Annotated in this window: 20 protein-coding genes and 1 pseudogene; 14 read left to right on the plus strand and 7 right to left on the minus strand. The window is 59.5% G+C overall.

All coding sequences use genetic code 11. The annotated features are described in order from the left end of the window. The first annotated feature begins 17 nt into the window (after window positions 1–17). Window positions 18–1430 carry a class II fumarate hydratase gene (gene fumC, locus ASC96_RS24145; protein ID WP_112834666.1) on the plus strand — a complete coding sequence of 471 codons (1413 nt, stop codon included), beginning with the start codon at window positions 18–20 and terminating at the stop codon, window positions 1428–1430. Between the two features lie 183 nt (window positions 1431–1613). After that, the gene (locus ASC96_RS24150) at window positions 1614–2681 is read left to right on the plus strand and encodes a GGDEF domain-containing protein (RefSeq protein ID WP_060505596.1); all 1068 of its coding nucleotides are present in this window, start codon (window positions 1614–1616) and stop codon (window positions 2679–2681) included. Between the two features lie 164 nt (window positions 2682–2845). Here ASC96_RS24150 and ASC96_RS24155 read toward each other — a convergent pair whose 3' ends face one another. Together ASC96_RS24155 and ASC96_RS24160 are read right to left on the minus strand one after the other, a co-directional pair. Next, window positions 2846–3454 carry a pyridoxamine 5'-phosphate oxidase family protein gene (locus ASC96_RS24155; RefSeq protein ID WP_060505658.1) on the minus strand — a complete coding sequence of 203 codons (609 nt, stop codon included), beginning with the start codon at window positions 3452–3454 and terminating at the stop codon, window positions 2846–2848. 65 nt (window positions 3455–3519) lie between these two features. Then, window positions 3520–4446 carry an alpha/beta fold hydrolase gene (locus tag ASC96_RS24160; protein WP_060505597.1) on the minus strand — a complete coding sequence of 309 codons (927 nt, stop codon included), beginning with the start codon at window positions 4444–4446 and terminating at the stop codon, window positions 3520–3522. A 47-nt stretch (window positions 4447–4493) separates the two neighbouring features. Between ASC96_RS24160 and ASC96_RS24165 the strand changes: the two genes are divergently transcribed. After that, window positions 4494–4979, plus strand: a complete 486-nt coding sequence (locus ASC96_RS24165) for a MarR family transcriptional regulator (protein WP_060505659.1) — start codon at window positions 4494–4496, stop codon at window positions 4977–4979. Window positions 4980–4998: 19 nt separating this feature from the next. Here the strand turns inward: ASC96_RS24165 and ASC96_RS24170 are convergent, their stop codons facing one another. Further along, entirely contained in the window at window positions 4999–5373 is a 375-nt protein-coding gene (locus ASC96_RS24170) for a DUF971 domain-containing protein (RefSeq protein ID WP_060505598.1), read from the minus strand. 209 nt (window positions 5374–5582) lie between these two features. Between ASC96_RS24170 and moaA the strand changes: the two genes are divergently transcribed. Both moaA and ASC96_RS24180 read left to right on the plus strand, forming a co-directional pair. Continuing rightward, the gene (gene moaA / locus ASC96_RS24175) at window positions 5583–6632 is read left to right on the plus strand and encodes a GTP 3',8-cyclase MoaA (protein WP_060505599.1); all 1050 of its coding nucleotides are present in this window, start codon (window positions 5583–5585) and stop codon (window positions 6630–6632) included. A 34-nt stretch (window positions 6633–6666) separates the two neighbouring features. Beyond that, the gene (locus ASC96_RS24180) at window positions 6667–7587 is read left to right on the plus strand and encodes an aminoglycoside phosphotransferase family protein (protein ID WP_060505600.1); all 921 of its coding nucleotides are present in this window, start codon (window positions 6667–6669) and stop codon (window positions 7585–7587) included. Window positions 7588–7657: 70 nt separating this feature from the next. Here ASC96_RS24180 and ASC96_RS24185 read toward each other — a convergent pair whose 3' ends face one another. Continuing rightward, on the minus strand, window positions 7658–10210 hold the full coding sequence (locus ASC96_RS24185; protein WP_060505601.1) for a HAMP domain-containing methyl-accepting chemotaxis protein: 2553 nt from the start codon (window positions 10208–10210) through the stop codon (window positions 7658–7660). Between the two features lie 451 nt (window positions 10211–10661). Between ASC96_RS24185 and ASC96_RS24190 the strand changes: the two genes are divergently transcribed. From ASC96_RS24190 to mobB, 3 genes are read left to right on the plus strand one after another with little or no spacing between them, the layout of a single operon-like run. Next, window positions 10662–11567 carry a DMT family transporter gene (locus ASC96_RS24190; RefSeq protein ID WP_060505602.1) on the plus strand — a complete coding sequence of 302 codons (906 nt, stop codon included), beginning with the start codon at window positions 10662–10664 and terminating at the stop codon, window positions 11565–11567. 25 nt (window positions 11568–11592) lie between these two features. Next, window positions 11593–12252: a molybdenum cofactor guanylyltransferase MobA gene (mobA, locus tag ASC96_RS24195; RefSeq protein WP_060505603.1), complete on the plus strand. Its 660-nt coding sequence runs from the start codon at window positions 11593–11595 to the stop codon at window positions 12250–12252. Next, the gene (gene mobB, locus ASC96_RS24200) at window positions 12249–12782 is read left to right on the plus strand and encodes a molybdopterin-guanine dinucleotide biosynthesis protein B (protein WP_060505604.1); all 534 of its coding nucleotides are present in this window, start codon (window positions 12249–12251) and stop codon (window positions 12780–12782) included. The genes mobA and mobB overlap by 4 nt, the downstream gene beginning before the upstream one ends. 9 nt (window positions 12783–12791) lie before the next feature. Here mobB and ASC96_RS24205 read toward each other — a convergent pair whose 3' ends face one another. From ASC96_RS24205 to ASC96_RS34115, 3 genes and pseudogenes are all read right to left on the minus strand, one after another. Continuing rightward, the gene (locus tag ASC96_RS24205; RefSeq protein ID WP_060505605.1) at window positions 12792–13514 is read right to left on the minus strand and encodes a polysaccharide deacetylase family protein; all 723 of its coding nucleotides are present in this window, start codon (window positions 13512–13514) and stop codon (window positions 12792–12794) included. A gap of 340 nt (window positions 13515–13854) precedes the next feature. Continuing rightward, on the minus strand, window positions 13855–15214 hold a 1360-nt coding region (locus ASC96_RS34105), incomplete at its 5' end, for an OmpA family protein (protein ID WP_244482288.1). 580 nt (window positions 15215–15794) lie between these two features. After that, a pseudogene (locus ASC96_RS34115) lies at window positions 15795–16039 on the minus strand (hypothetical protein); the annotation flags it as partial. An 838-nt stretch (window positions 16040–16877) separates the two neighbouring features. Here ASC96_RS34115 and ASC96_RS24220 point away from each other — a divergent pair. The 6 genes from ASC96_RS24220 (at window position 16878) to ASC96_RS24250 (ending at window position 23609) form a co-directional block, all read left to right on the plus strand. Next, window positions 16878–17537, plus strand: a complete 660-nt coding sequence (locus tag ASC96_RS24220; protein WP_060505607.1) for a DUF6766 family protein — start codon at window positions 16878–16880, stop codon at window positions 17535–17537. A 70-nt stretch (window positions 17538–17607) separates the two neighbouring features. Further along, window positions 17608–18384, plus strand: a complete 777-nt coding sequence (locus ASC96_RS24225) for an SDR family NAD(P)-dependent oxidoreductase (protein ID WP_060505608.1) — start codon at window positions 17608–17610, stop codon at window positions 18382–18384. Further along, window positions 18381–20171, plus strand: a complete 1791-nt coding sequence (treZ, locus tag ASC96_RS24230) for a malto-oligosyltrehalose trehalohydrolase (RefSeq protein ID WP_082512239.1) — start codon at window positions 18381–18383, stop codon at window positions 20169–20171. Before ASC96_RS24225 ends, treZ begins: the two co-directional genes overlap by 4 nt. A 926-nt stretch (window positions 20172–21097) precedes the next feature. Beyond that, a complete protein-coding gene (locus tag ASC96_RS24240) occupies window positions 21098–21544 on the plus strand; it encodes a transposase (protein ID WP_060505610.1) in 447 nt (148 codons plus the stop codon). Further along, window positions 21541–21894, plus strand: a complete 354-nt coding sequence (gene tnpB, locus ASC96_RS24245; RefSeq protein ID WP_060505611.1) for an IS66 family insertion sequence element accessory protein TnpB — start codon at window positions 21541–21543, stop codon at window positions 21892–21894. Before ASC96_RS24240 ends, tnpB begins: the two co-directional genes overlap by 4 nt. A 62-nt stretch (window positions 21895–21956) precedes the next feature. Further along, window positions 21957–23609 carry an IS66 family transposase gene (locus ASC96_RS24250; protein ID WP_057469023.1) on the plus strand — a complete coding sequence of 551 codons (1653 nt, stop codon included), beginning with the start codon at window positions 21957–21959 and terminating at the stop codon, window positions 23607–23609. Window positions 23610–23690 lie beyond the last annotated feature (81 nt).

Consider the following 23690-nt stretch of genomic DNA (forward strand, 5'->3'; position numbering starts at 1 on the left):
CCCCGGTCCAACACCGCATGACGAAAGCAGGGATTACGATGACAGCAACGCGCACGGAAACAGATACGTTCGGCCCGATCGAAGTCGCCAACGACCGCTATTGGGGCGCACAGGCACAACGCTCGCTCGGCAATTTCAAGATCGGCTGGGAAAAGCAGCCGCTGTCGATCGTGCGCGCGCTGGGCATCGTCAAGCAAGCTGCCGCCCGCGCCAACATGGAATTGCAGGGCCTTGACCCGACCGTCGGCAACGCAATCATTGCCGCAGCCCAGGAAGTCATCGACGGCAAGCTCAACGAGCACTTTCCGCTCGTCGTCTGGCAGACCGGCTCCGGCACGCAGTCGAACATGAACGCCAACGAAGTCATTTCCAACCGTGCGATCGAAATGCTCGGCGGCGTCATGGGCTCAAAGAAGCCTGTCCACCCGAACGACCACGTCAACATGAGCCAGTCGTCGAACGACACCTATCCGACGGCCATGCATATCGCCTGCGCCGAGCGCGTCGTCCACGATCTCCTGCCGGCGCTGAAGCACCTGCATGCAGCCCTCGTCGCCAAGGTGAAGGCCTTCGATCATATCATCAAGATCGGCCGCACGCACACGCAGGACGCTACCCCCCTGACGCTCGGCCAGGAATTTTCCGGTTACGCCGCCCAGGTCGCCTCCTCGATCAAGCGCATCGAAATGACCCTGCCGGGTCTCTGCGAACTTGCGCAGGGCGGCACGGCCGTCGGAACCGGGCTCAACGCGCCGATCGGCTTTGCCGAAAAGGTTGCCGATGAGATCGCCAAGATCACCGGTATCGCCTTCGTCACCGCGCCGAACAAGTTCGAGGCGCTGGCCGCCCACGATTCGATGGTATTCAGCCACGGCGCCATCAACTCGGCAGCCGCTGCACTCTTCAAGATCGCCAACGATATCCGCTTCCTCGGCTCCGGCCCGCGCTCGGGCCTTGGCGAACTGTCGCTGCCGGAAAATGAGCCGGGCTCGTCGATCATGCCGGGCAAGGTCAATCCGACCCAGTGCGAAGCGCTGACGCAGGTCTGCGTCCAGGTCTTCGGCAACAACGCGGCACTGACCTTTGCCGGCAGCCAGGGTCATTTCGAACTCAACGTCTACAATCCGTTGATGGCCTATAACTTCCTGCAGTCGGTTCAACTCCTGTCCGACGCCGTGATCTCCTTTACCGACAATTGCGTTGTCGGCATCGAGGCCCGCGAAGACAATATCAAGGCGGCGCTCGACCGCTCGTTGATGCTGGTCACGGCGCTGGCCCCCAAGATCGGCTATGACAACGCCGCAAAGATCGCCAAGACCGCGCACAAGAATGGCACGACCCTTCGCGAAGAAGCTGTTGGCGGCGGCTACGTCACCGACGCGGAGTTCGATGCGGCGGTTCGCCCCGAAACGATGATCAGCCCTTCCTGATACGTCACCGCACAATCTCCGGTAGATCATACGGGCGGCCATCACGGCTGCCCGTTTCTATTTGGCAGGGCCGGACACCTTATTTCGGTGCAATCTAATTGACTAAATTTGCCAAACGTTAAGGCTTCCAAAATCTTTGATGCCTAAAACTAGCGGCCCGAGACAACAAAACAGGAGCTTGCCATGCAAGCGGCTTCGAACAAGGTACAGATGCCGGATATCGCAGCGCAGGTAACCTATGCGATGCGGATCATGGGTATTTCACCCCTACCGCGCAACTATGAGCTTTATTATGAAGCCTATATCGGCTCCAACCCCAAGCTGACGAAGGAACTGGCTGCGCTCGGCAGCCGGGCAACCCAGGAAGAACTGGACGAGATCGGCGCCCGCTATTTCAGCCATGTCCACCATGCCGCAGGCATCGACCGGGCCCACAACCACCTGACGAGCGAGCTTGTCGAACTTCTCAAGCTGCTGAAGGACGAACAATTCGCGCTCGAGAACTATAACAAGCTGCTGGACGAGACGTATCAGAACATTACCGGCAAAAGCAGCTCCAGCGCCGAAATCCTGCGCCAATGCGTCAGCCTCCTGACCGAGGCAACGGCGGACACGATGAACCAGGGCAAGGAACGCGCCGAAAACGTATCGCTGAAATCCTTCGAGATGGAAGTCATCCGCCAGGAACTCGACGAATACAAACGCATCGCCAACACGGATTCGCTGACGCGCCTCGCCAACCGCCGGGCATTCGACGAAAAACTCGCCGCGATCTACAACTCCGAACAGCAGCGCAGCTTTACCGGCCTTCTGATCGCCGATATCGATCATTTCAAGAAGGTCAATGACAGCTACGGCCACCCCGTCGGCGACAAGATACTGGCGACTGTCGGTACGGTCATCCGCGCCAACCTGCGCCGCGATGCCTTTGTGGCGCGCACAGGCGGTGAGGAATTTGCCATCATTCTGGGCGATAGCAGCCTGGAAGAAAGCCTGCAGGTCGCAGAGCGCATCCGCAATGCCTTGGCGACCACGCCCTTCAAAAACTCCAAGACCGGCGTCAACTATGGTCCGATCACACTGTCCGTCGGTGTCTGCCAGGCATCGCATGCCGATGACCCGACCGACCTCTACAACAAGGCCGACATCGCGCTCTATTGCGCCAAGAACGCCGGCCGCAACAGGACGATCCTGTTTGAAGAGGGTATGAAGAAGGATACCGGCAAAAACTGGCTGATTTACCGCAAGTAGGCGGCAATCCCATTGTTGGACCATGGCGCCCTAGTGGCGCCCTTTGTCATTCTTGGGCTGCCGGAAACAGCGACACGACCTGCAGGCCGAAACATCGGCCGCCTTGCCGATAGCGATCAGTTCGGGACGGTACTCGAAATGCATGGTGTCGTAAGGTCTGCGCACTACCACATGGTTTTTGCGGCGCGTTCGGGCCATTCGCGGTCATAGGTTTCCTTGTCGAAATCCGCTTTGGCGGCCTTCAGCAGCGTGCCGGGCGTCGGCAGGGACTGCGGATCGACAAAGCGATCCGGGTTCCAAATCTGAGAGCGGATCAATGCTCTCGCGCACTGGAAATAGACTTCGCCGATGGTGACGACGATGACGCTGCGCGGGTGTTTACCGTCGACCTCGAACGATCCGGTCAACTCGGGATCGACGCTGACCACGGCCGTGCCGTTGATCCGCATCGTCGTGGCGGAGCCGGGTACAAGAAACATCAACGCCACCCGCGGATCACGCACGATATTGGCAAGCGAATCGACCCGGTTATTGCCGCGCCAGTCCGGCATCAGCACCGTCTTGTCGTCGGCAATCCGAACAACACAGGCATCATCACCACGCGGCGAACAGTCGAGCCCTTCCGGTCCCACCGTGGCAAGCGCTGCAAACGGGGCCGCCTCGATCATCCTGGCATAGTCCGGTGTCAGCCGGCTGGTGACCTTCACCAGCGAGGCTTCGCTTGCGCCGCCGTAAAGCGCGTTCAGTTCTTCCACCGTGCGAATGATCGTCATGCCGTTCTCCACCGGATCCCGCTCCATCGAGCGTGGCGATCCTTTCGATGGATAGCATGACGCCTTCATGACACCATACGCAATTTTCGCTCAGTTGCGGCTTCCGGTGCATGGATAAAGGCATTGATCCGCTCGATCACCGGCGCAGCAGACACGATACGGCGATGGCCAAACCCATTGGCCCAATGGAGTTCGACATTAGATCCCGCCGCTGCATAGCGGCGCGCATGTTCGGCGGAAACCTCCTTGTCGTCTTCGGCATGAATCACCAGCACCGGCGCGGTCACCATGCCGACAATACGGGCCGCATCAAACTCTTCCAGCCGCCGGCCGGACAAGCGAACGACCATGCCCGCAAGCGCCGTCTGCGCTCCCGGAGACAGGCGAAGAACCTTTCCAAACCCTTTGAAAAGCCATGTCATTTCGCTCGGCGCACCGATCAGCACCATTCTCTTGGCGCTATGCGGCGGCACATCGCAAACCAGACCACCCGCAGCGCAAGCCAGGCTCGCGCCGCCGAAAGAATGCCCGACAGCCACATCGAACCCGCCGAAATGCCGCCAAGCCGCATCGATCGCCCGCACCGCTGCCGGCATCGTCAAGGTACGCCCCGGCGAAGCGCCATGCCCCGGCCAGTCGAGCGCGACCACCTCGGCACCACCGGCCGTCAACCCATCGATCATGGGCGCCAGATAGTTGCTGCGCGAACCCCAGCCATGGACGAGCAAAATGCGTTTGGTGGCGCTCCCGGCCGATTGCGCCTGAAAATGCTTGGCCATTACCCAGCCATCGGAAAAAGACAGCGTGACCGGCCGCGCTCTTGCCATGACGGGTTCAGCAGCAGCCAACGCTGCCTTTTCCTTGCCGCTCTTTGCTTTCCGCGACGGCGTGATGCTGAACAGCCGAAACGCCAGACGCCCTGCCTTCTCCGGCGAGAAAGCCGAAACCGCTTTGAGCGCAAGGCGAGTGACCTTGATCGCAAAGGATGCCATAGTAGGATTCCCACAAAATGTTCAATGATGAACAATATTGTACAACGATGAACGAAAAGCAAGAGACAATCGAACAGCATCATTTTCCCTGGGATCATCCCCGTTTCCGCAGCTGGATCGCCGTTGCCCGCGCCTGCCAACTGGCCCAGCAGGCACTGACCCGCAAGCTCGCCGGCCTCGGCATCAAGCCGCCGCATCTGGATATCCTGGTCAACATCTATCGTTTTGAAGGCATTTCGCAGCAGGAACTGGCGCGAAAGCTGCTGGTCGGCCGCTCCAACATGAGCATGCTTCTGCCGCAACTTGAAAATCGTGGGTTGATTGAGCGGCGCGGCGATGAAAAGGACAAGCGCGTGTTGCGGCTGTCGCTGACGGCAAGCGGCCGCCTCTTGACCGAACAGGCGATGGAGATCCAGACAGCGCTGATCGACAAGTCGCTGGAAAACGAACCCATCGAGGAATGCCTGATGATTGCCCAGTCGATGGAGCGGCTGATCCAGCGGTTGTTGGAGGAGGAAGATGTTCTCGACTAGCCGGAGGAAATGCGCGCGGTCAGCGCGGCTTTTCCGCCTTGTCCCGCGTCATGCCCTTGGCGGCCAGATCCTGTTCGTAAGCAGCAAATAACGTCTCGCCGGTGGCGCCCAGTTCACGCAGATACGTCCAGGTGAAGATCCCGGTATCGTGGCCGTCATCAAAACCGATGCGCACGGCATAGTTTCCGGTCGGCGTCATCGAAATGATCGAGACATTGCGCTTGCCGGGCACCGTCAATCCCTGCCCCGGCCCATGGCCCTGAACTTCCGCAGACGGCGAGAGAACCCGCAGCATCTCCGCCGAAAGATCGAAGGACGTGCCATCGTTGAAGGCAATCGTCAGCCGGTGGCGGTCTTTTGATACACGCAGTTCGGTCGGCCAGATATCGCTCATGTCCTGCAGTCTCCATTGGTGCATGGGAGCACTAGCGCAATTTCCCGCCGGATGGAATTGTCTGCAAGCAAAGCCCCTTCCCTTGATCATAGCCTGCACTTCCCCCGATCATAAGAAAGTGTTTCTCGCCCGTTTCTCGTGCTTTTGAACGCTTTCGCCTTGACGCAGCCCGTTTTGGTCACGACATTGATGAAACAGGGAGAATTGTGTTGAATACCGTCACCATCGACCGGATCGGCGCCCAGAGGCTGAAAGACGCCCAAACACCGATGATCGACCCGTTCGGGCGGGCCGTGACCTATCTCAGGGTTTCGGTGACGGATCGCTGTGACTTCCGCTGCACCTATTGCATGGCGGAAAACATGACCTTTCTGCCCAAAAAGGACCTCCTGACACTGGAAGAGCTGAACCGGCTCTGTTCCGCCTTCATCGCCAAGGGCGTACGCAAACTGCGGCTGACCGGTGGAGAACCTTTGGTCCGCAAGAACGTCATGTTCCTGGTGCGTGAACTCGGCAAGCATGTGCACTCGGGCGCGCTCGATGAGCTGACGCTCACCACCAACGGCTCGCAACTGTCGAAGTTTGCCGCCGAGCTTGCCGATTGCGGCGTCCGCCGCATCAATGTCTCGCTCGACACATTGGACCCCGAAAAATTCAAGCAGATCACGCGCTGGGGTGAGTTTTCCAAGGTCATGGAAGGCATCGACGCCGCCCAGGCTGCCGGCATTCACGTCAAGATCAATGCCGTGGCGCTAAAAGGCTTCAACGACGCGGAAATCCCCGCCATGATGCGTTGGGCGCATGGCCGTGGCATGGATCTGACGCTGATCGAAACCATGCCGATGGGCGAGATCGACGAGGACCGTACCGACCATTACATGCCGCTGTCGGAGATGCGCGAGCGCCTCGCCGAACAGTTCAGCTTCTCAGACATCCCCTACAAGACCGGCGGACCGGCGCGTTATCTGCAGGTGGCGGAAACCGGCGGCAGGCTCGGCCTGATCACGCCCATGACCCATAATTTCTGCGAGAGCTGCAATCGTGTGCGCCTCACCTGCACCGGCACACTCTATATGTGCCTTGGCCAGAACGATGCCGCCGACCTGCGCACGGCGCTCCGCGCCTCCGATGACGACGCCTACCTGTCAACCGTCATCGACGAAGCCATCACCCGCAAGCCAAAGGGCCACGACTTCATCATCGACCGCACCCGCAACAAACCGGCTGTCGCCCGCCATATGAGTGTTACCGGCGGCTGAGCGGCAACCTTTTACGGATAGGCGCGGGCTATCAATGCCGACCACAAGGATGCATGACGACGAGCTTGATATCAACAGGCCCCTTGTCAGCCGCCTGATCGCGGAACAGTTTCCGGCCTGGGCCGGCCTTCCGCTCAAACCCGTCCAGTCGGCCGGCACAGACAATGCTCTCTACCGGTTAGGGAGCGACATGGTGGTGCGTCTGCCGCGCCGCATGGACGCCGCCCTGCAGGTGGAGAAGGAAAGCCGCTGGCTACCGCGCCTCGCGCCAGACCTGCCGCTCGCAGTACCCGTTCCGCTGGCGCTTGGCACGCCCACCGCCGGTTATCCCTTCCATTGGTCCGTCTGCCGTTGGCTGCCAGGCGAAGACGCTGTTACCACCCCGATCTTCGACCTGAACGAAGCTGCCGTCAGTCTTTCCCGGCTCATCTCTGCCCTGCGGAAAATCGACGCCACGGGCGGCCCGCCACCCGGCGCGCACAATTTTTCCCGGGGTGCCTCTCTGGCAAGCCGGGACGCACAGACACGCGCTGCCATCAAAAACCTGGGCGGCACCATGGAAACGGCTCCGTTGACGCAGGCCTGGGATGCCGCCCTTGAAATAGAACCGTGGGACAAGCCGCCCGTCTGGCTCCATGGCGATATCCATGCCGGGAACCTGCTGACCGCACAGGGACGCATCACCGCTGTCATCGACTTCGGCGGCCTCGGTGTCGGTGATCCTGCCTGCGACCTGATGTTTGCCTGGAATCTGCTCTCCGCCGAAGCCCGCGCGACGCTCCGCTTGCAACAGACCGTGGATGGCGCGACATGGGGCAGAGCCAGAGGCTGGGCATTGTCCGTCGCCATCGTCGCCCTGCCTTATTATCTTCACACAAACCCGGCCCTGGTCGGGATATCGCGTCATGCTATCAGCCGGGTCCTTGCCGATCATGCGGACAGATTGAACAATTGACCCATTGCAACGGCAAAGGCCGCCGGACTTGTCGTCGGGCGGCCTTGAATTTTTCCAGCGTTTTACTCGCTCAGGCAGCGTAACTTCTGCCATACTGCTCGACCCGCCCGCCCGAGATTGAGCGGCTGGTGCCCGTCTTGAAGCGCTCGATCTTCTCGTTGAGGATATCGACCTGATGGCGCAGGCCGTGGATTTCGGCGGTGTTTTCCTCGACCATCGCTGCATTCTGCTGGGTGATCAGTTCCACCTCGCGCACCGCCTGATTGACCTCGTTGAGGCCGCGGTACTGATCGGCGGCGGCGGCTTCGATATTGCTGACCAGCTGATGGATCGTCGAGATATGGTCGTTGATGACGGTCAGCGCCTTGCCGGTTTCCTGCACCAGTTCCACACCGCCGCGCACTTGCACAGAGCTCTCCGAAATCAGCCCCTTGATCTCGCGGGCGGCACCGGCGCAGCGCTGGGCAAGCTCGCGCACTTCCTGCGCGACGACGGCAAAGCCACGGCCCGCCTCGCCGGCGCGGGCTGCCTCGACACCGGCGTTCAGCGCCAGAAGATTGGTCTGGAATGCGATTTCGTCAATGACGCCGATGATCGTCGAAATCTTGTCGGACGACTTGTTGATCGCCGCCATCGCGTCGATCGCCTTGGCGACGACTTCGCCGGAATGCTTGGCATAGCTGTGGGTCTGGTCGACCGATACAGTGGTCTTGTGCGCACTTTCGGCCGTCGAGCGGACGATCTCCGTCAGTTGTCCGAGAGCACGAGAGCTTTCTTCCAGCGCGGCCGCCTGCTGTTCGGTCCGGCGAGCGAGATCGTCGGCCGAGGTCGACAGGTTACCGGTTCCGCTGGTGATTTCATCGGTCACGGAACGGACGTCGATCAGGGTTGCGCGCAATGCCTCGACGGCGTTGTTATAGGTCCGGGCCATGACGATGTAATCTTCGGACAAGTCTTCCGCCATGCCTTCTTCCAGATTGCCGTCGGCAAGCTTGGCAAGCACATCGGACAAAGCCGTCAGCGCTTCCATCTGTTCGGCCTCGATGCGGGCACGTTCATGGCGGCGGCGGGCTTCTTCCTCAGCCGACAATGTGCGGGCGGCTTCGGCTTCCTGTCCCAACCGGACATTTTCGACGGCATTATCGCGGAACACGGCAACCGAACGCACCATGTCGCCGATCTCGTCACCGCGGTTGCGGCCTTCGATAGAGACCTCAAGGTCGCCATTGGCAAGCCGCGTCATCGTCTCGGTAACGCGCTTCAACGGACCGCGCAGGGTCTCGATCAGCATCAGACCACCGACGATGGCCAGCAACGTACCCGCCACCATGGCGATGATCGACACATCGGCGGAACGCTGGCTGTCTTTCTTGCCGGCCTCCTGGGCGCTGGAAACGAAATTCTCCAGCGTCTGGCTGGCATCGGCTACCAGCGATGCCGCTTCAGCCTTGGCTGCCTGCCAGCGGGCGCCGACATCGATCAGCTGGGCGGTGCCGGTGTCGATCTGCTCGAGCGATGGCGCCAGCTTGCCGGCCAGATCGCGCAGTGCCGCATTCTTCGCCCCGAGTTCTGAAAGCTTCGTCACGCTTGCGCGCACGGCCGCAATATCGGTCATCACATTGTCGCGGCTTGCGGTATCCAGCCTGCGGTGCAGTTCGCTGATATGCAGGCGCGTGTCATCAAGCCCCTTGAAGGTCTCGTTCATCAGGCCGATCAGCGTCTTCAAAGTGGAAATTTCGTTGTCCATGCCGACGAATCGCTTGGCCGCCGTGTCTGAATTGGTGGCAGCCTCCTTGGCAAAGTCGGATTCATATTTCGAAAACTTGATCAGTGCCGAACTCAATTGCGTCTTCTTGACGTCGTTCGGATCGCTGCTGGCCAGAATATCCTGAATGACCTTGGTATCGGCCTTTACCTCGGCGATCCTCTTCACAACCTTGTCGGAAGCGATCTTTTCGGCCTCGGCAATCTGTTTCAAAAGATGCGGCATCAGCGTGGTGGCCTGCTGGACCTTGGCATCCGGCGCGATTGCCATGGTGACCGGCAGGCGGAATTTCTTGATCCGTTCGGCAAGGCCCTGGTAGGCAGCCGCATCAAACAGCAGCGCCTTGGCAAAGGATTCCTTCTCGCCCGATTCCTTGCGCAGGATATCGATCTGCTTGAAGGCGGTATTGCCTTGCGCCGTCATCTCCGCAAGGGCCGCATCAAGAGATACCGTGACGGTATCGCGCTCAGTCTTGATCGACCAGAGCTTGTTTTCTTGTCCTCGCATCGCCTCACCGAGCGAAACCACCGAGTGGATCTTGGCCTTGTCTTCGCCTGCAGTCAGCAGGCCGTCCAACGTCCGGATACCCTTTTCCTGTTCGTCGATGCGGCTCGCAAGCGTCGCGCGCGCCTCATCGGTGGGATTATCGACGAAACTTTGCAGCCCGCTGCGCAGTGACTGGAAATCAGAGAGATTGTTGATCGTCTCGCGCGTCACAGTCATATGCCCGTTCAGCGTGCTTGCGGTGAAGTAACCGACAAGGCCAATACCGGCGATCAGCGCCACCAGAGGCACGACGAACAGCAAAACTTTGGTGACGATGCGCAGACGCTGCAAAGAACGATCGATCAGGGACATTCCGAACTCCAGATATTGAGCAAATCTGACATTTCCGCCAGATTGCTCTCTGGTTGAGAACGAACGTACCGGGGCGCATCCATGGCGCTTGCCGGAATGTCATCCGATTGACTTTGGCGGAAATACTTTCCGTTACGTCAACCTTGTTCGCATCATGCGATGGGCAGCGGAATGTCGGCACGATAGGCAGCGAAACTTAATATTTCGCCAAAGATAAATCGGCTAATCTTGCGCTCAAAAAAACGGCAAGGCGATATTTCACGGTTCTACAGCGCTGATGAAAATAGCTATTCTTGCATTTCTGCTATCAATTCGAACAGGCGAAGGATTGCAGTTGCATAAAAGAAGTGCCGATGCTTTAGACTTGGGCAAGACCAGCAGCGCAGACTTTCAGTACGCCGCATCGCTGAATGATAAAACGGATAGCGATGAGAACGGACAATCAAAAATAATGCAACCGACTGCCAATTTCCGCGGCGCCATCTTCATGTGTCTGGCGATGGCTGGCTTCACCTGCAATGACGCATTGATCAAATCCGTCACCGGCGTCATGAATGCCGGCCAGATCATGCTGGTGCGCGGCTTCTTCACATCCGTTCTGGTCCTCTTGCTCGCCCGCCATTTTGGCGCCCTGCGCTCATTCCGGTTGATTCGCTCACCGATCATCGCGCTCAGAATAGCTGCCGAAGTCGGCGCCTCCATTTCCTATATCTACGCGCTCGGCCAGATCCCGCTCGCCAATGCCTCGGCGATTCTGCAGGCCCTGCCATTGGCCGTCACGCTCGGAGCAGCGCTGTTCCTGGGTGAACCGGTTGGCTGGCGGCGCTGGGTGGCAATTCTTGTCGGTTTCGCCGGTGTACTGATCGTTCTCAGGCCCGGGCCTGAAGGGTTTAACGGCGCAGCACTCAGCGTCGTGGCCTCGGTGGTCTTCGCGGCGATCCGGGATCTCTGCACCCGCCGGATCGATCCCGCCATTCCATCCCTGTTCATCTCCGTCATCACGGCAACGGTCATAACATTGACCGGGGCGATTTTGATCGTGCCGCTCGGCGGCTGGCAGCCAATGTCGATGGCTTCGATCGGCATTCTGGCGGCTGCCAGTCTGCTGCTTCTTGTCGGCTACCAGTGCATCGTGCTGGCCATGCGCAATGGTGAAATCGCCATCGTCGCTCCCTTCCGCTATACCAGCCTGCTCTGGTCGATCAGCATCGGCATCCTGTTCTTCTCCGAAGAACCGGATATCTGGATGGTGACTGGCGTGGCGATCATCATCGCGTCGGGGCTTTATACATTCGCCCGTGAAAACAAACGGCGGATGGCGCTCGCGCAACGATCGGAACCGGGATCGCCGAAATGACGGGATTGAAGCGTAAGGAGATGCGATGATCACACAGGCGACCCCATCGGCACATCTTCCCCGCGGCGTCGTCCTTGCCGGTGGCCTGTCTTCGCGCATGGGTCAGGACAAGGCGGCGGTGATGCTTGGCGGCAAGCCGCTGGTTCACCATGTCATTGAGCGCCTCGCCCCGCAGACGGCCGGTCTCAGCGTCAACAGCAACATCGGCACCGGCTTGGACCTCGCTGCCGCGATTGCCGTCTTTGGAGATACCGTTCCAGGCCATGTCGGGCCTATGGCAGGCGTACTTTCGGGCATGCGCCATGCCGCAAGGCATTCCCCTGCGGCAAGCCACGTCGCGACCGTCCCGACCGATACGCCATTCTTTCCGCGGAACCTCGTGGCGCGCCTTCAGGCGGCGATCACGGAACCCAACCAGATCGCCGTTGCCTATTCGGGCGATATCATGCACCCCGTCTTTGCGCTCTGGCCGGTTGCCCTTGCGGATGAACTTGAACATTGGCTGCTGACCGACGGCAAGCGCCGGGTGCGCGGTTTCATCGAGCGTCATCCGGTTGGGAGGGTCGATTTTCCCGTGATTGAAACCGTGGACGGACCGATCGATCCGTTCTTCAACATCAACACGCCGGCCGACCTTGAAGCGGCCGAACGCTGGCTGCAGCTTATCGAGGGACGTGAAAAATGACAGCGCCAGAGACCGTTAGCCCGAAAATCTTTGGCATCGCCGGCTGGAAAAATTCCGGCAAGACAGGCCTTGCCGTCCGGCTGGTCACAGAACTGACACGGCGCGGCTACCGCGTCTCGACGATCAAGCACGCCCACCATGATTTCGACATCGACAAGGTCGGCGCCGACAGTTTTCGCCATCGTGAAGCCGGTGCTCACGAGGTGACGATCGTCTCCGGCATGCGCTACGCCATCATGCACGAATTGCGCGGCGCACCGGAACCGAGCTTTCCGGAAATCCTTGCCCGCCTCGCACCGTGCGATCTCGTACTGATCGAAGGATACAAACGCGAACCGATCCCGAAGATCGAGGCGCGGCGGCTGGAGGCGCAGAACCGCGAGCCCCTTGCTCCCACGGACCCGCACATCGTGGCGATTGCTGCCGATCATCCGGTCGAGGACAGCAGTCTCGTCATCTTCAACCTCAACGACACGCTGGCCATCGCCGATTTCATAGAACGCACAACCGGGCTGAAAAAACAGAACTGACGAACAGACTCAGTTGGTGGTTTCGTCGCTGCCATCATTCAGGCGAACGAACGTGTAGCCCCTGGCCTTGAGGTCGAGGATACCCTTCACGACACCGGAACCGGCTGCGTGCGCGGGCTGGTTGATATGGGCGATGAGGACGTCCCCATCCCGGGCAGACGCAAACCGCTTTTGCGCAGCCCCTGCCCCCAGCAGCGACCCGCCATCGCCATTCACCGAATAGCCGGCAACACGAAATCCCATCTGCCGGATCTGTCCGATCGACGACAGGGTGTATTTCGCTGTAGCGCCGCGAAACCAACGCGGCTGCAATCCCTGCGCCACGATTGCCGCTGCGCCGCCAGCGACCTCCGCCTCGACGGCCTGCGCACTCCCGGCCGCCGCGATGCCGTAGATCGACACGGGCCGATCGACAGCGGGAACATGCATCGCGCCGTGATTCTCGATCTCGAACAGATCCGGATGGGCCTTGAAGACGGCCATCGTCGCGGCATTGCGTTTGACCCACCGGGCCGTCACGAAAATGGTTGCGGGGATATGATTGTCGACCAGCGTGGACAGGATGCGCTCGTCGGTCTTGCCGCTGCAGGCATCGAAGGTCAGGGCGACGCGCGGGGCTGCCCCCTTCTCCTGGCTTTCAAGCCGCAACTGCGGTTCCACCAGCCGGGTCGCGGCGAGAGAAGCATGACCGGCCGAAACGCTGATCAGAAGGGCGGCGAGAAGGGTTTTCATCGGAAACTCACAATACTGTAGGCAGTCCGGCAGCAATACCGGAGGGACGTGAAGACCATGCAAAACGGCCCGGCGCTTGCGCACCGGGCCGTCTCCAACGGCATCTCCATCAGAGAGACTGGACTATGGCTATTTCTGGGCCACCGGACGGACCAGCGGCGTCACGCGGCGGATTGTCACGCGGCGGTTTTCCTGYTCGGCAGACTGCGTGCGGACCTTGAGGAAGCGCTCGCCATAACCCTGGGTCACCAGGTTTTCGGCCGGGATGTCGTAGACTTCACTCAGCAGTGAGGCGNGATGTTCGACGCCGCCCAGAGTGAGAACACGCTGATCACCTGGCTCATTCGCGGCGGTTTTCCTGTTCGGCAGACTGCGTGCGGACCTTGAGGAAGCGCTCGCCATAACCCTGGGTCACCAGGTTTTCGGCCGGGATGTCGTAGACTTCACTCAGCAGTGAGGCGACCGATTCGGCGCGTTCGTCGGAAAGCACCAGATTGGACTCGTCGCTGCCGACCGCGTCGGTATGACCTTCGATGAAGAAGGTTTCGCCGGGATCCTTCTCGATCACTTCYAGCATGGCATCCGCCACCTTGCGCAGGGTTTTGGCCTGCGACATCGGCACTTCAGCGCTGCCGGTGGCGAAAGTGATKGTATCGAGATCGATACGGCGCACCTTGTCGCGGATACGGGCCGAGTTCTTCACCTCGTCGATCGTGTAGGTCCGTTCGACCCGCTCTACCGGCGGTTCGGCCAGGAAGTCGTAATAGTCGCGGTCAGGCTCGCTCGAYGTGTCGATGATGTAATCACGAACAGGCACGCGCAGACGCATCGGCGGCAGATCCTCACCGACGTCATAGGCTGGCGGSCGCGGCCCCTCGTCGGCTTCMGGCGCATAGATCATCAGATATTCGCGGCCGTCCTGATCGATTCGCGACCGCTGCAGGATGTCGCCATAGCGATTGTAGATGGTCACGATGCGCACGCCATTCGGCCGTTCGATCGTCTCGCGGGAYCGGCCGCGCGACAGYTCCTCATAATAGGTTTCCTGGGCGTTGCGGCGCAGACGCGGACGGTCGTCGCTGCGAACGATGATCTGGTCACCGAAATCGAGAACCGTTCGGTTGTCGCGGGATTCGTCGATACGCGGGCGCCGGCCGTTRTTGCCGGTGAACGCMTCGATCAGGTCGTTGACACCGAATTCCGGCACGCGCTCGACRCGGCGGCCCTCTTCCCGCAGATTAGCCCCCAGCTCCTCTCGGCTCGGGCGGCGATCCCTGCGGCTCGATTGGGCTTCGGCATCGCTCTTTGGAACCTCGACATTGTCGTCYTCGGCGCGRGCGCGTTCACGCTGCTTGCGGCGCTTTTCACGGGCATTGCTGTCTGCGTTGTCGGCATCCTTGTCGCTATCGAGAACAGCTGCGCCATTATCGACAGGAAGCACCACCGTTTCGTCACTCTTGGACGGGTCGCGGGCAATCTCCTGCTTTTCTTCCTGACTGCGCGTATCGACCACTTCCGGGATCGGCTTACGGCGGTCGGGACGCTTGGCTGGTTCACCATCACYATCGATTGCGGGACGCAATTCRTCCTCTGCGACCGGCGGCTGGCCGTCGTCCTGCTGGCCGGCCTGTGCCCGGGCCTTCTCTTCGGCACGGATGCGACGACGCTCCTCGGCAGCCTTTTGCGCGGCCTCGTCATCGNGGCTGGCCGTCGTCCTGCTGGCCGGCCTGTGCCCGGGCCTTCTCTTCGGCACGGATGCGACGACGCTCCTCGGCAGCCTTTTGCGCGGCCTCGTCATCGTCGGACGGTTGAGCCTGCTCTTCCTGCTGTTGCTGTTCRGCCTGCTGCTTGCGGCGCTCGGCACGAGCCTTGGCCTTCTCTTCAGCAGCCTTTGCCGCCTTATCGTCGCCAGAAGGCTGGGCCTGCTCCTCTTGCTGCTGCTGTTCAGCCTTCTGCTTGCGACGCTCTGCGCGAGCCTTAGCCCTCTCCTCGGCAGCCTTTGCCGCCTCGTCGTCACCGGACGGCTGGGCCTGCTCTTCTTGCTGCTGCTGTTCAGCCTTCTGCTTGCGACGCTCTGCGCGAGCCTTGGCCCTCTCTTCCGCAGCCTTTGCCGCCTCGTCGTCGCCGGACGGCTGGGCCTGCTCCTCTTGCTGCTGCTGTTCGGCCCGCTGCTTCCTGCGTTCGGCGCGGCTCGGTTGCTGCTCTTCTTCCTGGGCGGGCTGCTCTTCGGACTGCTCGCCGCGCGGACGGCGCTTCTTGATGATCTCTTCCGGTGCCTGNTCGGCGCGGCTCGGTTGCTGCTCTTCTTCCTGGGCGGGCTGCTCTTCGGACTGCTCGCCGCGCGGACGGCGCTTCTTGATGATCTCTTCCGGTGCCTGTTCACCACCATCCGCCTGCGCGACGCTATCTTCCTGCGCGACTACGAACGGTTTCATCAGGCTATCGGCCAAAGCCGGCTGGACGGCGATCGATATCGACAGCATGGGAAACGCCACGGTCGCGAAAAGTTTGGATCGGATGCTCATAAATGTCTCCTCCTTCAGAGNCAAAGCCGGCTGGACGGCGATCGATATCGACAGCATGGGAAACGCCACGGTCGCGAAAAGTTTGGATCGGATGCTCATAAATGTCTCCTCCTTCAGAGATAAAGGCTTTCCAAGTGGCGGTCACCTAAGCCCGCAATCAATCGTACTCACGGGACGCAACCAGTTTTGAATGACGTTCTCCGCAGGTCGGGCCTGCAATTTTCTTGCCGGAGTTCACTCCGATGCCGATTCCTCGTCCTTTGCATATTTATGGCGTTTAGTGTGGGAACTGCATTAACGTCGTGACCGTTGTGTAGGCTCGGTAGCTCCGGTGGCGCACCATTCAACGTGACTCCCGCCGTCGCAAACCGGCTGATCAGAAACGGCTTCTCCAAATGAGGGCGCAGGCCCTGCGCCAATCGTCGCCAAGCTGTCGGCAACTTTCATCTCAGGGCCGCGTTGAGCGAATTGTGAGGTGAGCTCCCGTAAAGGCTTCTGCCGGGGGCGAATAAGGTCGCCAACATTACGACCGAAAGCGCCATGGGCGCGATCTTCGCGCCTAAACATTTGCATTGTTGTAATCTCTGTGCTTGCCGATTGCTTCCTAGCCACATCAACTACCCAGATGCACTTCTGTTCCGCAAATCCATGGTTTGGGACCTTTGCGCAATTTGTATAGGACCTTGGTCCGATATTGCGTCGAGCCGCCCGATTTGATGGCTCCGCCACCGAAAGTCTACGAAGCGACATTAGTTCCAGAGGTGCTACCGCGCTCTTGCCGAGAGCGTTAGCGGCCATATCTACAGTCAAGATTGCATCTTACCTTGCAGGCAGAACCATGAAATTTTTAAAAGATAACGGCCTCACCATCGTGCTGATTGTCCTGTCTGTCGCGACCGTGTCGGGAATGGTGCTGACGGGCTGGTCCGTTTACAATCACGAGCTGACCGAGCACGGGGCGGCGCAGATCGGTCTCGGTGCTTACGCTGCATCCGGCCACTTCCTGTCATCTTTGTTCGAGAATTGGGAATCCGAATTTTTGCAAATGTCGGCGTATGTGATGCTAACCGCATTCTTGTTCCAGCGGGGCTCGGCGGAATCCAAGGATCCGGACGGGCCCTCCGAGGTGGACAGGAACCCAGCGGATAAAGCTGCCGACCCAGAGGCACCGTGGCCCGTGCGAATTGGAGGATGGATGCGGACGGCTTATTCCTACTCGCTGGGCACCGCGTTGGCGTCCCTATTCGTTCTGACATTCGTCTTGCACCTCAAGTACAGCGCCGAGGCCGAGAACGTCCAAGCAGTAATCCACGGTCAACCTACGAGCTCGATGATAGATCACCTAGCGAGCGCGCAATTCTGGTTCGAGTCCTTGCAGAACTGGCAAAGCGAGTTCCTGTCGACTGCCGTCATCGTCGTGCTGTCGATTTTCCTGCGGTTCAGAGGATCGCCAGAATCCAAGGCTGTCGCCGCGCCCCACGGGCAGACGGGCTCTTGATGAACCTCACGCCTCGGAACCAAACTTAAACCAGTTAGTTTCCCTGATCTTCACGAGGGGGAAAAGCTCAATGGCGAATCGGGTTGCGTTGGTAACAGGAGCAGGATCCGGGATTGGGCGAGCTTGCGCTGTCTCACTCGCCGCCAACGGCTACGCGGTCGGCGTCCTCGGGCATAGCGGCGATGAACTTCAAGAAGTTGTCTTGAAAATCGAGGCCAACGGCCATGAAGCGATTTCGCTCGATGCAGACATCTCCGACGAGGACCAGATGCGGACTGCCGTTGCCACGCTCGTCAAACAGTATGGCCGTCTGGACGTTGTTGTTGCGAACGCCGGAATCAACGGCGTCTGGGCACCGATTGACGACCTCAGCTTGGAAGAATGGAACAAGACGATCGCTGTCAATCTCACCGGGACCTTTCTGACGATCGCGACCGCTGTTCCCCTTTTGAAGGCTTCAGGGGGAGGTTCTATCATCGTAGTATCCTCGATTAACGGAACCAGAACGTTCACAACACCTGGTGCGACCGCATACACGGCGACCAAAGCAGGACAGGTAGCCATGGTTCAACAGCTCGCTCTGGAACTGGCGCGCCATCATATCCGTATCAACGCCGTCTGTCCCGGCGAGATCGACACGAATATCGAGTCTAACACCTTGTTACGACACGAACACGAAACCGCGATCCCTGTGGTCTGGCCCGAAGGACAGGTGCCCATAACAGGGGGGCGACCCGGCCGCAGCGAAGACGTTGCCGACGTCATAACGTTTCTTGCGTCGGACCAGGCCCGGCACATCACTGGATCCCCAATTTGGGTCGATGGCGGGCAGGGGTTGCTGCGATGAACGCGGATATGCTTAGTTTTGCAGCAAATAAGCACGAACGCCATTGGGGGCCGCGCGCTCTTTCAGGAGGTAACCACCGGTTCCAACTTTGGGCTCCTGCGGAACAACAGATCGGCCTTGTTCTCAACGGGATTGAGGTACCGATGGCGAGAACAGAAGACGGCTGGCACCACGTAGAGACGAAAGCGGCGATCGGCAGCGCATACGCCTTTGCCCTTGGAGACGGGCGAGTTGTCGGCGATCCGGCCTCAAGACAACAGGCCGGCCCTCTTGATGGACCGTCCATTCTGACGGACCCCGACAGTTTTGCTTGGCAGCATATCCGTTGGATGGGCCGGCCTTGGGAAGAGACAATACTTTATGAAATCCACATTGGCACCTTTACAGAGCGGGGGACGTTTCGGGCTGCAATCGAACGGCTGCAGCACCTAGCGGAGTTAGGAATCACAGCTATCGAAATCATGCCGCTTGCCCATTTTCCCGGAAACCGGGGTTGGGGATATGACGGCGTCCTTCAATTCGCGCCGCATTCTACATATGGCTCGCCCGACGACTTAAAAGCTCTAGTCGACGCTGCCCATGGGCTGGGGATGATGGTGTTCCTCGACGTCGTCTACAATCACTTCGGACCAGAAGGAAACTACCTCGGGCAGTACGCCCCGGGTTTCTTCCGCCAAGGTGCGTCAACGCCGTGGGGTGATGCGATCGCTTATGAGAAGCCGGAGGTCCGCGCCTATTTCATCGAGAATGTGCTGTATTGGCTGCTCGATTTTAGGCTAGACGGCCTTAGGTTCGACGCCATCGATCAAATTCAAGATAGCAGTGATATTCATATCCTCGAGCAGATCGCGCTACTTGTCCGTAAGGAGGTCGTCGGCAGGCAAGTTCATCTCATCACCGAAAACCCGGCCAATGGAACAGATTTGACGGCCGACCGGCCCGGAGGCCGATATTTCAAGGCTGATTGGAACGATGACTTCCATCACGGGCTTCACGTGGCCGTCACAGGTGAGGCCGTCGGCCACTACGAGCCTTTTAAAGAGGATACCTGGGAAAAGGTCCGCCACGCCATGGCCTATGGGTATCTGAGCCCCGGCAAGCCGATTATAGGTGACGACCCGCCCCCAACTGCATCTTTACCGCCCACCGCGTTCATTCATTTCTTACAAAACCACGATCAGGTTGGAAACCGCGCCCTTGGCGATAGGTTACACCTCGGCATTGATCGCCATGTCTACCGGGCGCTAACAGAGATGTTGTTGCTCGCCCCACAAATCCCATTGGTCTTTATGGGTGACGACCATCTTTCGCTGCGGCCGTTCCATTTCTTTGCTGACTATCAGGGAGATCTCGCCGAGGCGGTACGAACAAGTCGTCCAAAGGAAGCGGCAAATTTCGGAGGCTTCCCACGAGGCTCATTGCAAGCCGACATCCCTGATCCGAACGATATTGGTACGTTTCTGGCGAGCACGCTCGATTGGCGTGAGCACGAAACCGAAGGTGGACGAGCATGGGCTCAGCATATTCGCTATTTGATAAGTCTGAGGCAGCAGAAAATCATACCGCTTCTTGGCAAATCACAGGGTTCGTCTGGACACGTCGTTAATGCACCGGACTGCTGCATTTACATTGACTGGGAATTCGGCGCCCAGATCCTGCAGTTAAGAGCGAACTTCTCCAGAAATGATATTCCTTTGCCGAACGGATTAGGTCAACGGATTTTTCCAGAGAAAGACATGGACGCCGACTTTCTTGGCGCTGCCACGGTTCAAATCCTCCTTAGGTGAAAACGTGATGGCCCATACAGTATGGCTCGGAGTGCCACCGGCAAGCACGCAACATTGCGATGGGAATTGCAGGCCGTTTTCCACAAATGCCGAACTGGTGTGCAAGACCGGTGAGGATGAGATCGAGGTCCGAGGGGGCGGTGGACTCACTACCGGGAGCGCCATCGCGCAGGGTGATTTGGAGGCCATGCGCATTCTATTCGCGGCCGTCGACGGTAGCCTGCGATGAAGGACGATCTTGACCATACTACATCTCGGGCGGATCGTCGCTGTAGCGAAGATCGCTGGTAGAGGTCAACGAAGGCCCAACTGCCCAATGACTCTGAGAACGGGTGCCTCGGCGTTTCAACAACCGTTAACGCACCCGCCGCTCGACGAAGACCGAGCTGCGTAGGACGTCACATACGGAACCATCTCACGCGGCTGAGCTCTGGGTCTGCAAGAGCCACCCGTGGTCAGTACCAGGAACGACGTATGAGGCGAGTAAAGACGCTTCGTAGGCGCATGTCAAAGAGGCCGCCAGGAACGCTGGCAATTTCTCGCACGAAGGTGGAGTACAAGCTTAGCGAAACTAATGGTCGGCGGCGTGCGCCTTGAAGCCCCTCATGACGATAGCAGAGTCGATCTACCCGCGGTCTTCTGAGTGCATGGCCGTTGAGGGCGGTCGCAGAGCAACGATTTTGGATATAAATCGTCCGCATTTGATTCAATGTAAGCGCCGTCTCCGCCCCATTGGATTGGCTATATTTTGAGGCTTGCTGCGTGTGCGAGAAGGTTTCCAGGACTAACTGGAGATTTGCATGGCAGAANGCGCCGCTGTTCTCATCGCGCAATATCGTAAGCGCCGTCTCCGCCCCATTGGATTGGCTATATTTTGAGGCTTGCTGCGTGTGCGAGAAGGTTTCCAGGACTAACTGGAGATTTGCATGGCAGAAGATGGATTTGTGGGTCGCTACGAAGTTGTCGAGCCGCGCCGGGGAAATCGGCGTTGGCCGGATGACGTTAAGGCTCGGATTGTAGCGGAAAGCTTTCAGCCCGGTGTTCGTGTTGTTGATGTTGCGCGTCGTCATGACGTTATAGCAAACCAACTTTCCAGTTGGCGGCGACAAGCACGAGATGGGGTTTTGGCCCTGCCTTTTGAGGCTATGYCGGGCCCTTCGGAGAACGTGGATGCCGAGCCTGCATTTGTGCCTTTGGCGATCACAGCGGAGCCGAGCGAGGCTGTGGGTGTTTTAGCGCCGCCGAAACTGCCGGAGGCGGTTTCAGCGGTCYTGACGCTGGAGATCGGCCCGGACGTTGTGATGCGGGTTCCCGGTGACGTGCCGGTTGAACGTGTGGCGGCTCTGGTGCGAGCGATGCGAGGGACGGCATGATCGTCGCTGGCCAACGACTGCCGATCCTGATCGCGACGCGGCCGGTGGACTTCCGCTGCGGGCATCAGGCGCTGGCTTTGATGGTTCAAACCGAATTGAAGCTTGATCCGCATTCCGGGGTGACGGTGATCTTCCGGTCGAAGCGCGGGGATCGTCTGAAGATCCTGGTGTGGGATGGCACAGGAATGGTGCTAACTTACAAAATTCTTGAACATGGAAGCTTTGCCTGGCCCAAGGTGCAGGATGGGACGATGCGTCTTTCCAGGGGTCAATACGAGGCTTTGTTCGAGGGTCTTGACTGGCGGCGGGTCATGGCGCAACGGSTGATTGCGCCATCGGCGGCAGGGTGAATATCYGGCCGTMTTTGCATTGTTTTATTTGGCTTTTTCGTGCTGCCTTGCTATAAGGGCGCATGTCATCGCCCCTTGATCTCAGCCTGTTTCCGGACCTTCCGCCAGAGGTTGTCAAAGCCTTTGCGGCGATGCAGTTCGAGCTGTCGGTCGAGCGTGCTGCACGTCAGCATGAGCAGGCTGTGGTGGCCGAAAAGGACGCGTTCATCTCCGAGTTGAAGGAACTGATCGAGAAGCTTGAGGGGCAGGTTCACGACTATCGGCGCACGAAGTTCGGGCCGAAATCGGAAAAGCTAGATCCGGCGCAGATGGAACTGGCGCTGGAAGACCTTGAAACGGCGATCGCCGAAACACAGGCGCGGATCGCCGCCGTCGAGAAAAAGATCGAAGCCAGCACATCCGATCCGGAAAAGGCCGCTCCTCGCAAGGAGCGGAAGGCTCGTGCACTGCCCGAACACCTGCCGCGGGTCGAGCGCGTGATCGAGCCCGAGAGCATCGCTTGTCCCTGCGGTTGCGGCAACATGGTCCGGATCGGCGAGGACCGGACGGAACGGCTCGACCGGGTCCCGGCGCGCTACGAGGTGATCGTCACGATCCGCCCGAAATACGCATGTCCCAAGGGTCGAACGGGCGTCGTCCAGGCCAGAGCGCCGGCGCATCTCCTGGAAGGAAGCTGGCCGACCGAAGCCCTACTGGCGGAGATTGCCGTCTCCAAGCATTCCGAACATATGCCGCTCAACCGGCAGGCCGAGGTCATGGCGCGACACGGCGTGCCGATCGACCGCACGGTGCTGGCCGATTGGATGGGGCGCACGGGCAGCGAAATCGCACCGGTGGTCGACCACATGGCCAAACGGCTGCTGTGGGAAAGCACGCGGCTCTATGTCGACGAGACAACAGCTCCGGTTCTTGATCCGGGGCGAGGTAAGACGAAGACCGGTTATCTCTGGGCCGTGTTGCGTGACGACCGCGGCTGGAATGGCTCCGCGCCGCCGGGCGTGGTGTTCCATTACCGGCCCGGGCGTAAAGGCGAATATGCCGCTGAAATCCTCGACGGGTTCAACGGGACAATCCAGGTGGATGCCTACGGTGGCTATTCGCACCTCGCCACGTCGGACCGGATGGGTGGCGTTCCCTTGAAGCTGGCTTTCTGTTGGGCACATGGGCGCAGAAAGCTGATCAAGGCCACGCCAAAGAGCGGATCACCCATCGTCGACGAGGCGCTCATTCGCATCGCCGCGCTATACAAGATCGAAGACAGTATCCGAGGCTCAGACCCCGGACATCGCCGGGCCGTTCGACAGGACCTGTCCCTCCCGCTGGTGGACGAGTTCTTCACCTGGCTCGCGGCTCAGGCTGTGCGTGTCTCACGCAAATCCGATCTCGGCATTGCCCTGGCGTATATGCTGAAACGACAGGATGGCTTTCGGCTGTTCCTTGATGACGGCTGCGTCGATATCGATTCCAACCTGGTGGAAAACGCCATCCGTCGCCCGGCCATGAACCGCCGCAACGCGCTCTTTGCGGGCCATGATGAAGGGGGGCGGAACTGGGCCCGGTTTGCCAGCCTGATCGGCACTTGTAAAATGAATGGCGTTGAGCCCTACGCCTATCTGTGCGACCTCTTCACCCGCCTCGCAAACGGCCACCTCGCCAAAGACATCGATGCCCTGATGCCATGGGCCTATGCCGCGCGCATCAGAGCCTCACAATGAGCTCGTCAGATACTCTTCGGTGAGCTCATTTGACGGCCCGTAGATCAACCGAAAAATCTATGGGGCGTGGACGTCGCATAC

This window comes from Rhizobium sp. Root1204 (assembly GCF_001424965.1).
Lineage (GTDB): Bacteria > Pseudomonadota > Alphaproteobacteria > Rhizobiales > Rhizobiaceae > Pararhizobium.

What these genes read in the sequence shown, in the direction of transcription:
- fumC (WP_112834666.1), top strand. Translation starts at nt 18, where the DNA reads ATGACGAAAGCAGGGATTACGATGACAGCAACGCGCACGGAAACAGAT.
- ASC96_RS24150 (WP_060505596.1), top strand. Translation starts at nt 1,614, where the DNA reads ATGCAAGCGGCTTCGAACAAGGTACAGATGCCGGATATCGCAGCGCAG.
- ASC96_RS24155 (WP_060505658.1), bottom strand. Translation starts at nt 3,454, where the DNA reads ATGACGATCATTCGCACGGTGGAAGAACTGAACGCGCTTTACGGCGGC.
- ASC96_RS24160 (WP_060505597.1), bottom strand. Translation starts at nt 4,446, where the DNA reads ATGGCATCCTTTGCGATCAAGGTCACTCGCCTTGCGCTCAAAGCGGTT.
- ASC96_RS24165 (WP_060505659.1), top strand. Translation starts at nt 4,494, where the DNA reads ATGAACGAAAAGCAAGAGACAATCGAACAGCATCATTTTCCCTGGGAT.
- ASC96_RS24170 (WP_060505598.1), bottom strand. Translation starts at nt 5,373, where the DNA reads ATGAGCGATATCTGGCCGACCGAACTGCGTGTATCAAAAGACCGCCAC.
- ASC96_RS24180 (WP_060505600.1), top strand. Translation starts at nt 6,667, where the DNA reads ATGCCGACCACAAGGATGCATGACGACGAGCTTGATATCAACAGGCCC.
- ASC96_RS24185 (WP_060505601.1), bottom strand. Translation starts at nt 10,210, where the DNA reads ATGTCCCTGATCGATCGTTCTTTGCAGCGTCTGCGCATCGTCACCAAA.
- ASC96_RS24190 (WP_060505602.1), top strand. Translation starts at nt 10,662, where the DNA reads ATGCAACCGACTGCCAATTTCCGCGGCGCCATCTTCATGTGTCTGGCG.
- mobA (WP_060505603.1), top strand. Translation starts at nt 11,593, where the DNA reads ATGATCACACAGGCGACCCCATCGGCACATCTTCCCCGCGGCGTCGTC.
- mobB (WP_060505604.1), top strand. Translation starts at nt 12,249, where the DNA reads ATGACAGCGCCAGAGACCGTTAGCCCGAAAATCTTTGGCATCGCCGGC.
- ASC96_RS24205 (WP_060505605.1), bottom strand. Translation starts at nt 13,514, where the DNA reads ATGAAAACCCTTCTCGCCGCCCTTCTGATCAGCGTTTCGGCCGGTCAT.
- ASC96_RS24220 (WP_060505607.1), top strand. Translation starts at nt 16,878, where the DNA reads ATGAAATTTTTAAAAGATAACGGCCTCACCATCGTGCTGATTGTCCTG.
- ASC96_RS24225 (WP_060505608.1), top strand. Translation starts at nt 17,608, where the DNA reads ATGGCGAATCGGGTTGCGTTGGTAACAGGAGCAGGATCCGGGATTGGG.
- treZ (WP_082512239.1), top strand. Translation starts at nt 18,381, where the DNA reads ATGAACGCGGATATGCTTAGTTTTGCAGCAAATAAGCACGAACGCCAT.
- ASC96_RS24250 (WP_057469023.1), top strand. Translation starts at nt 21,957, where the DNA reads ATGTCATCGCCCCTTGATCTCAGCCTGTTTCCGGACCTTCCGCCAGAG.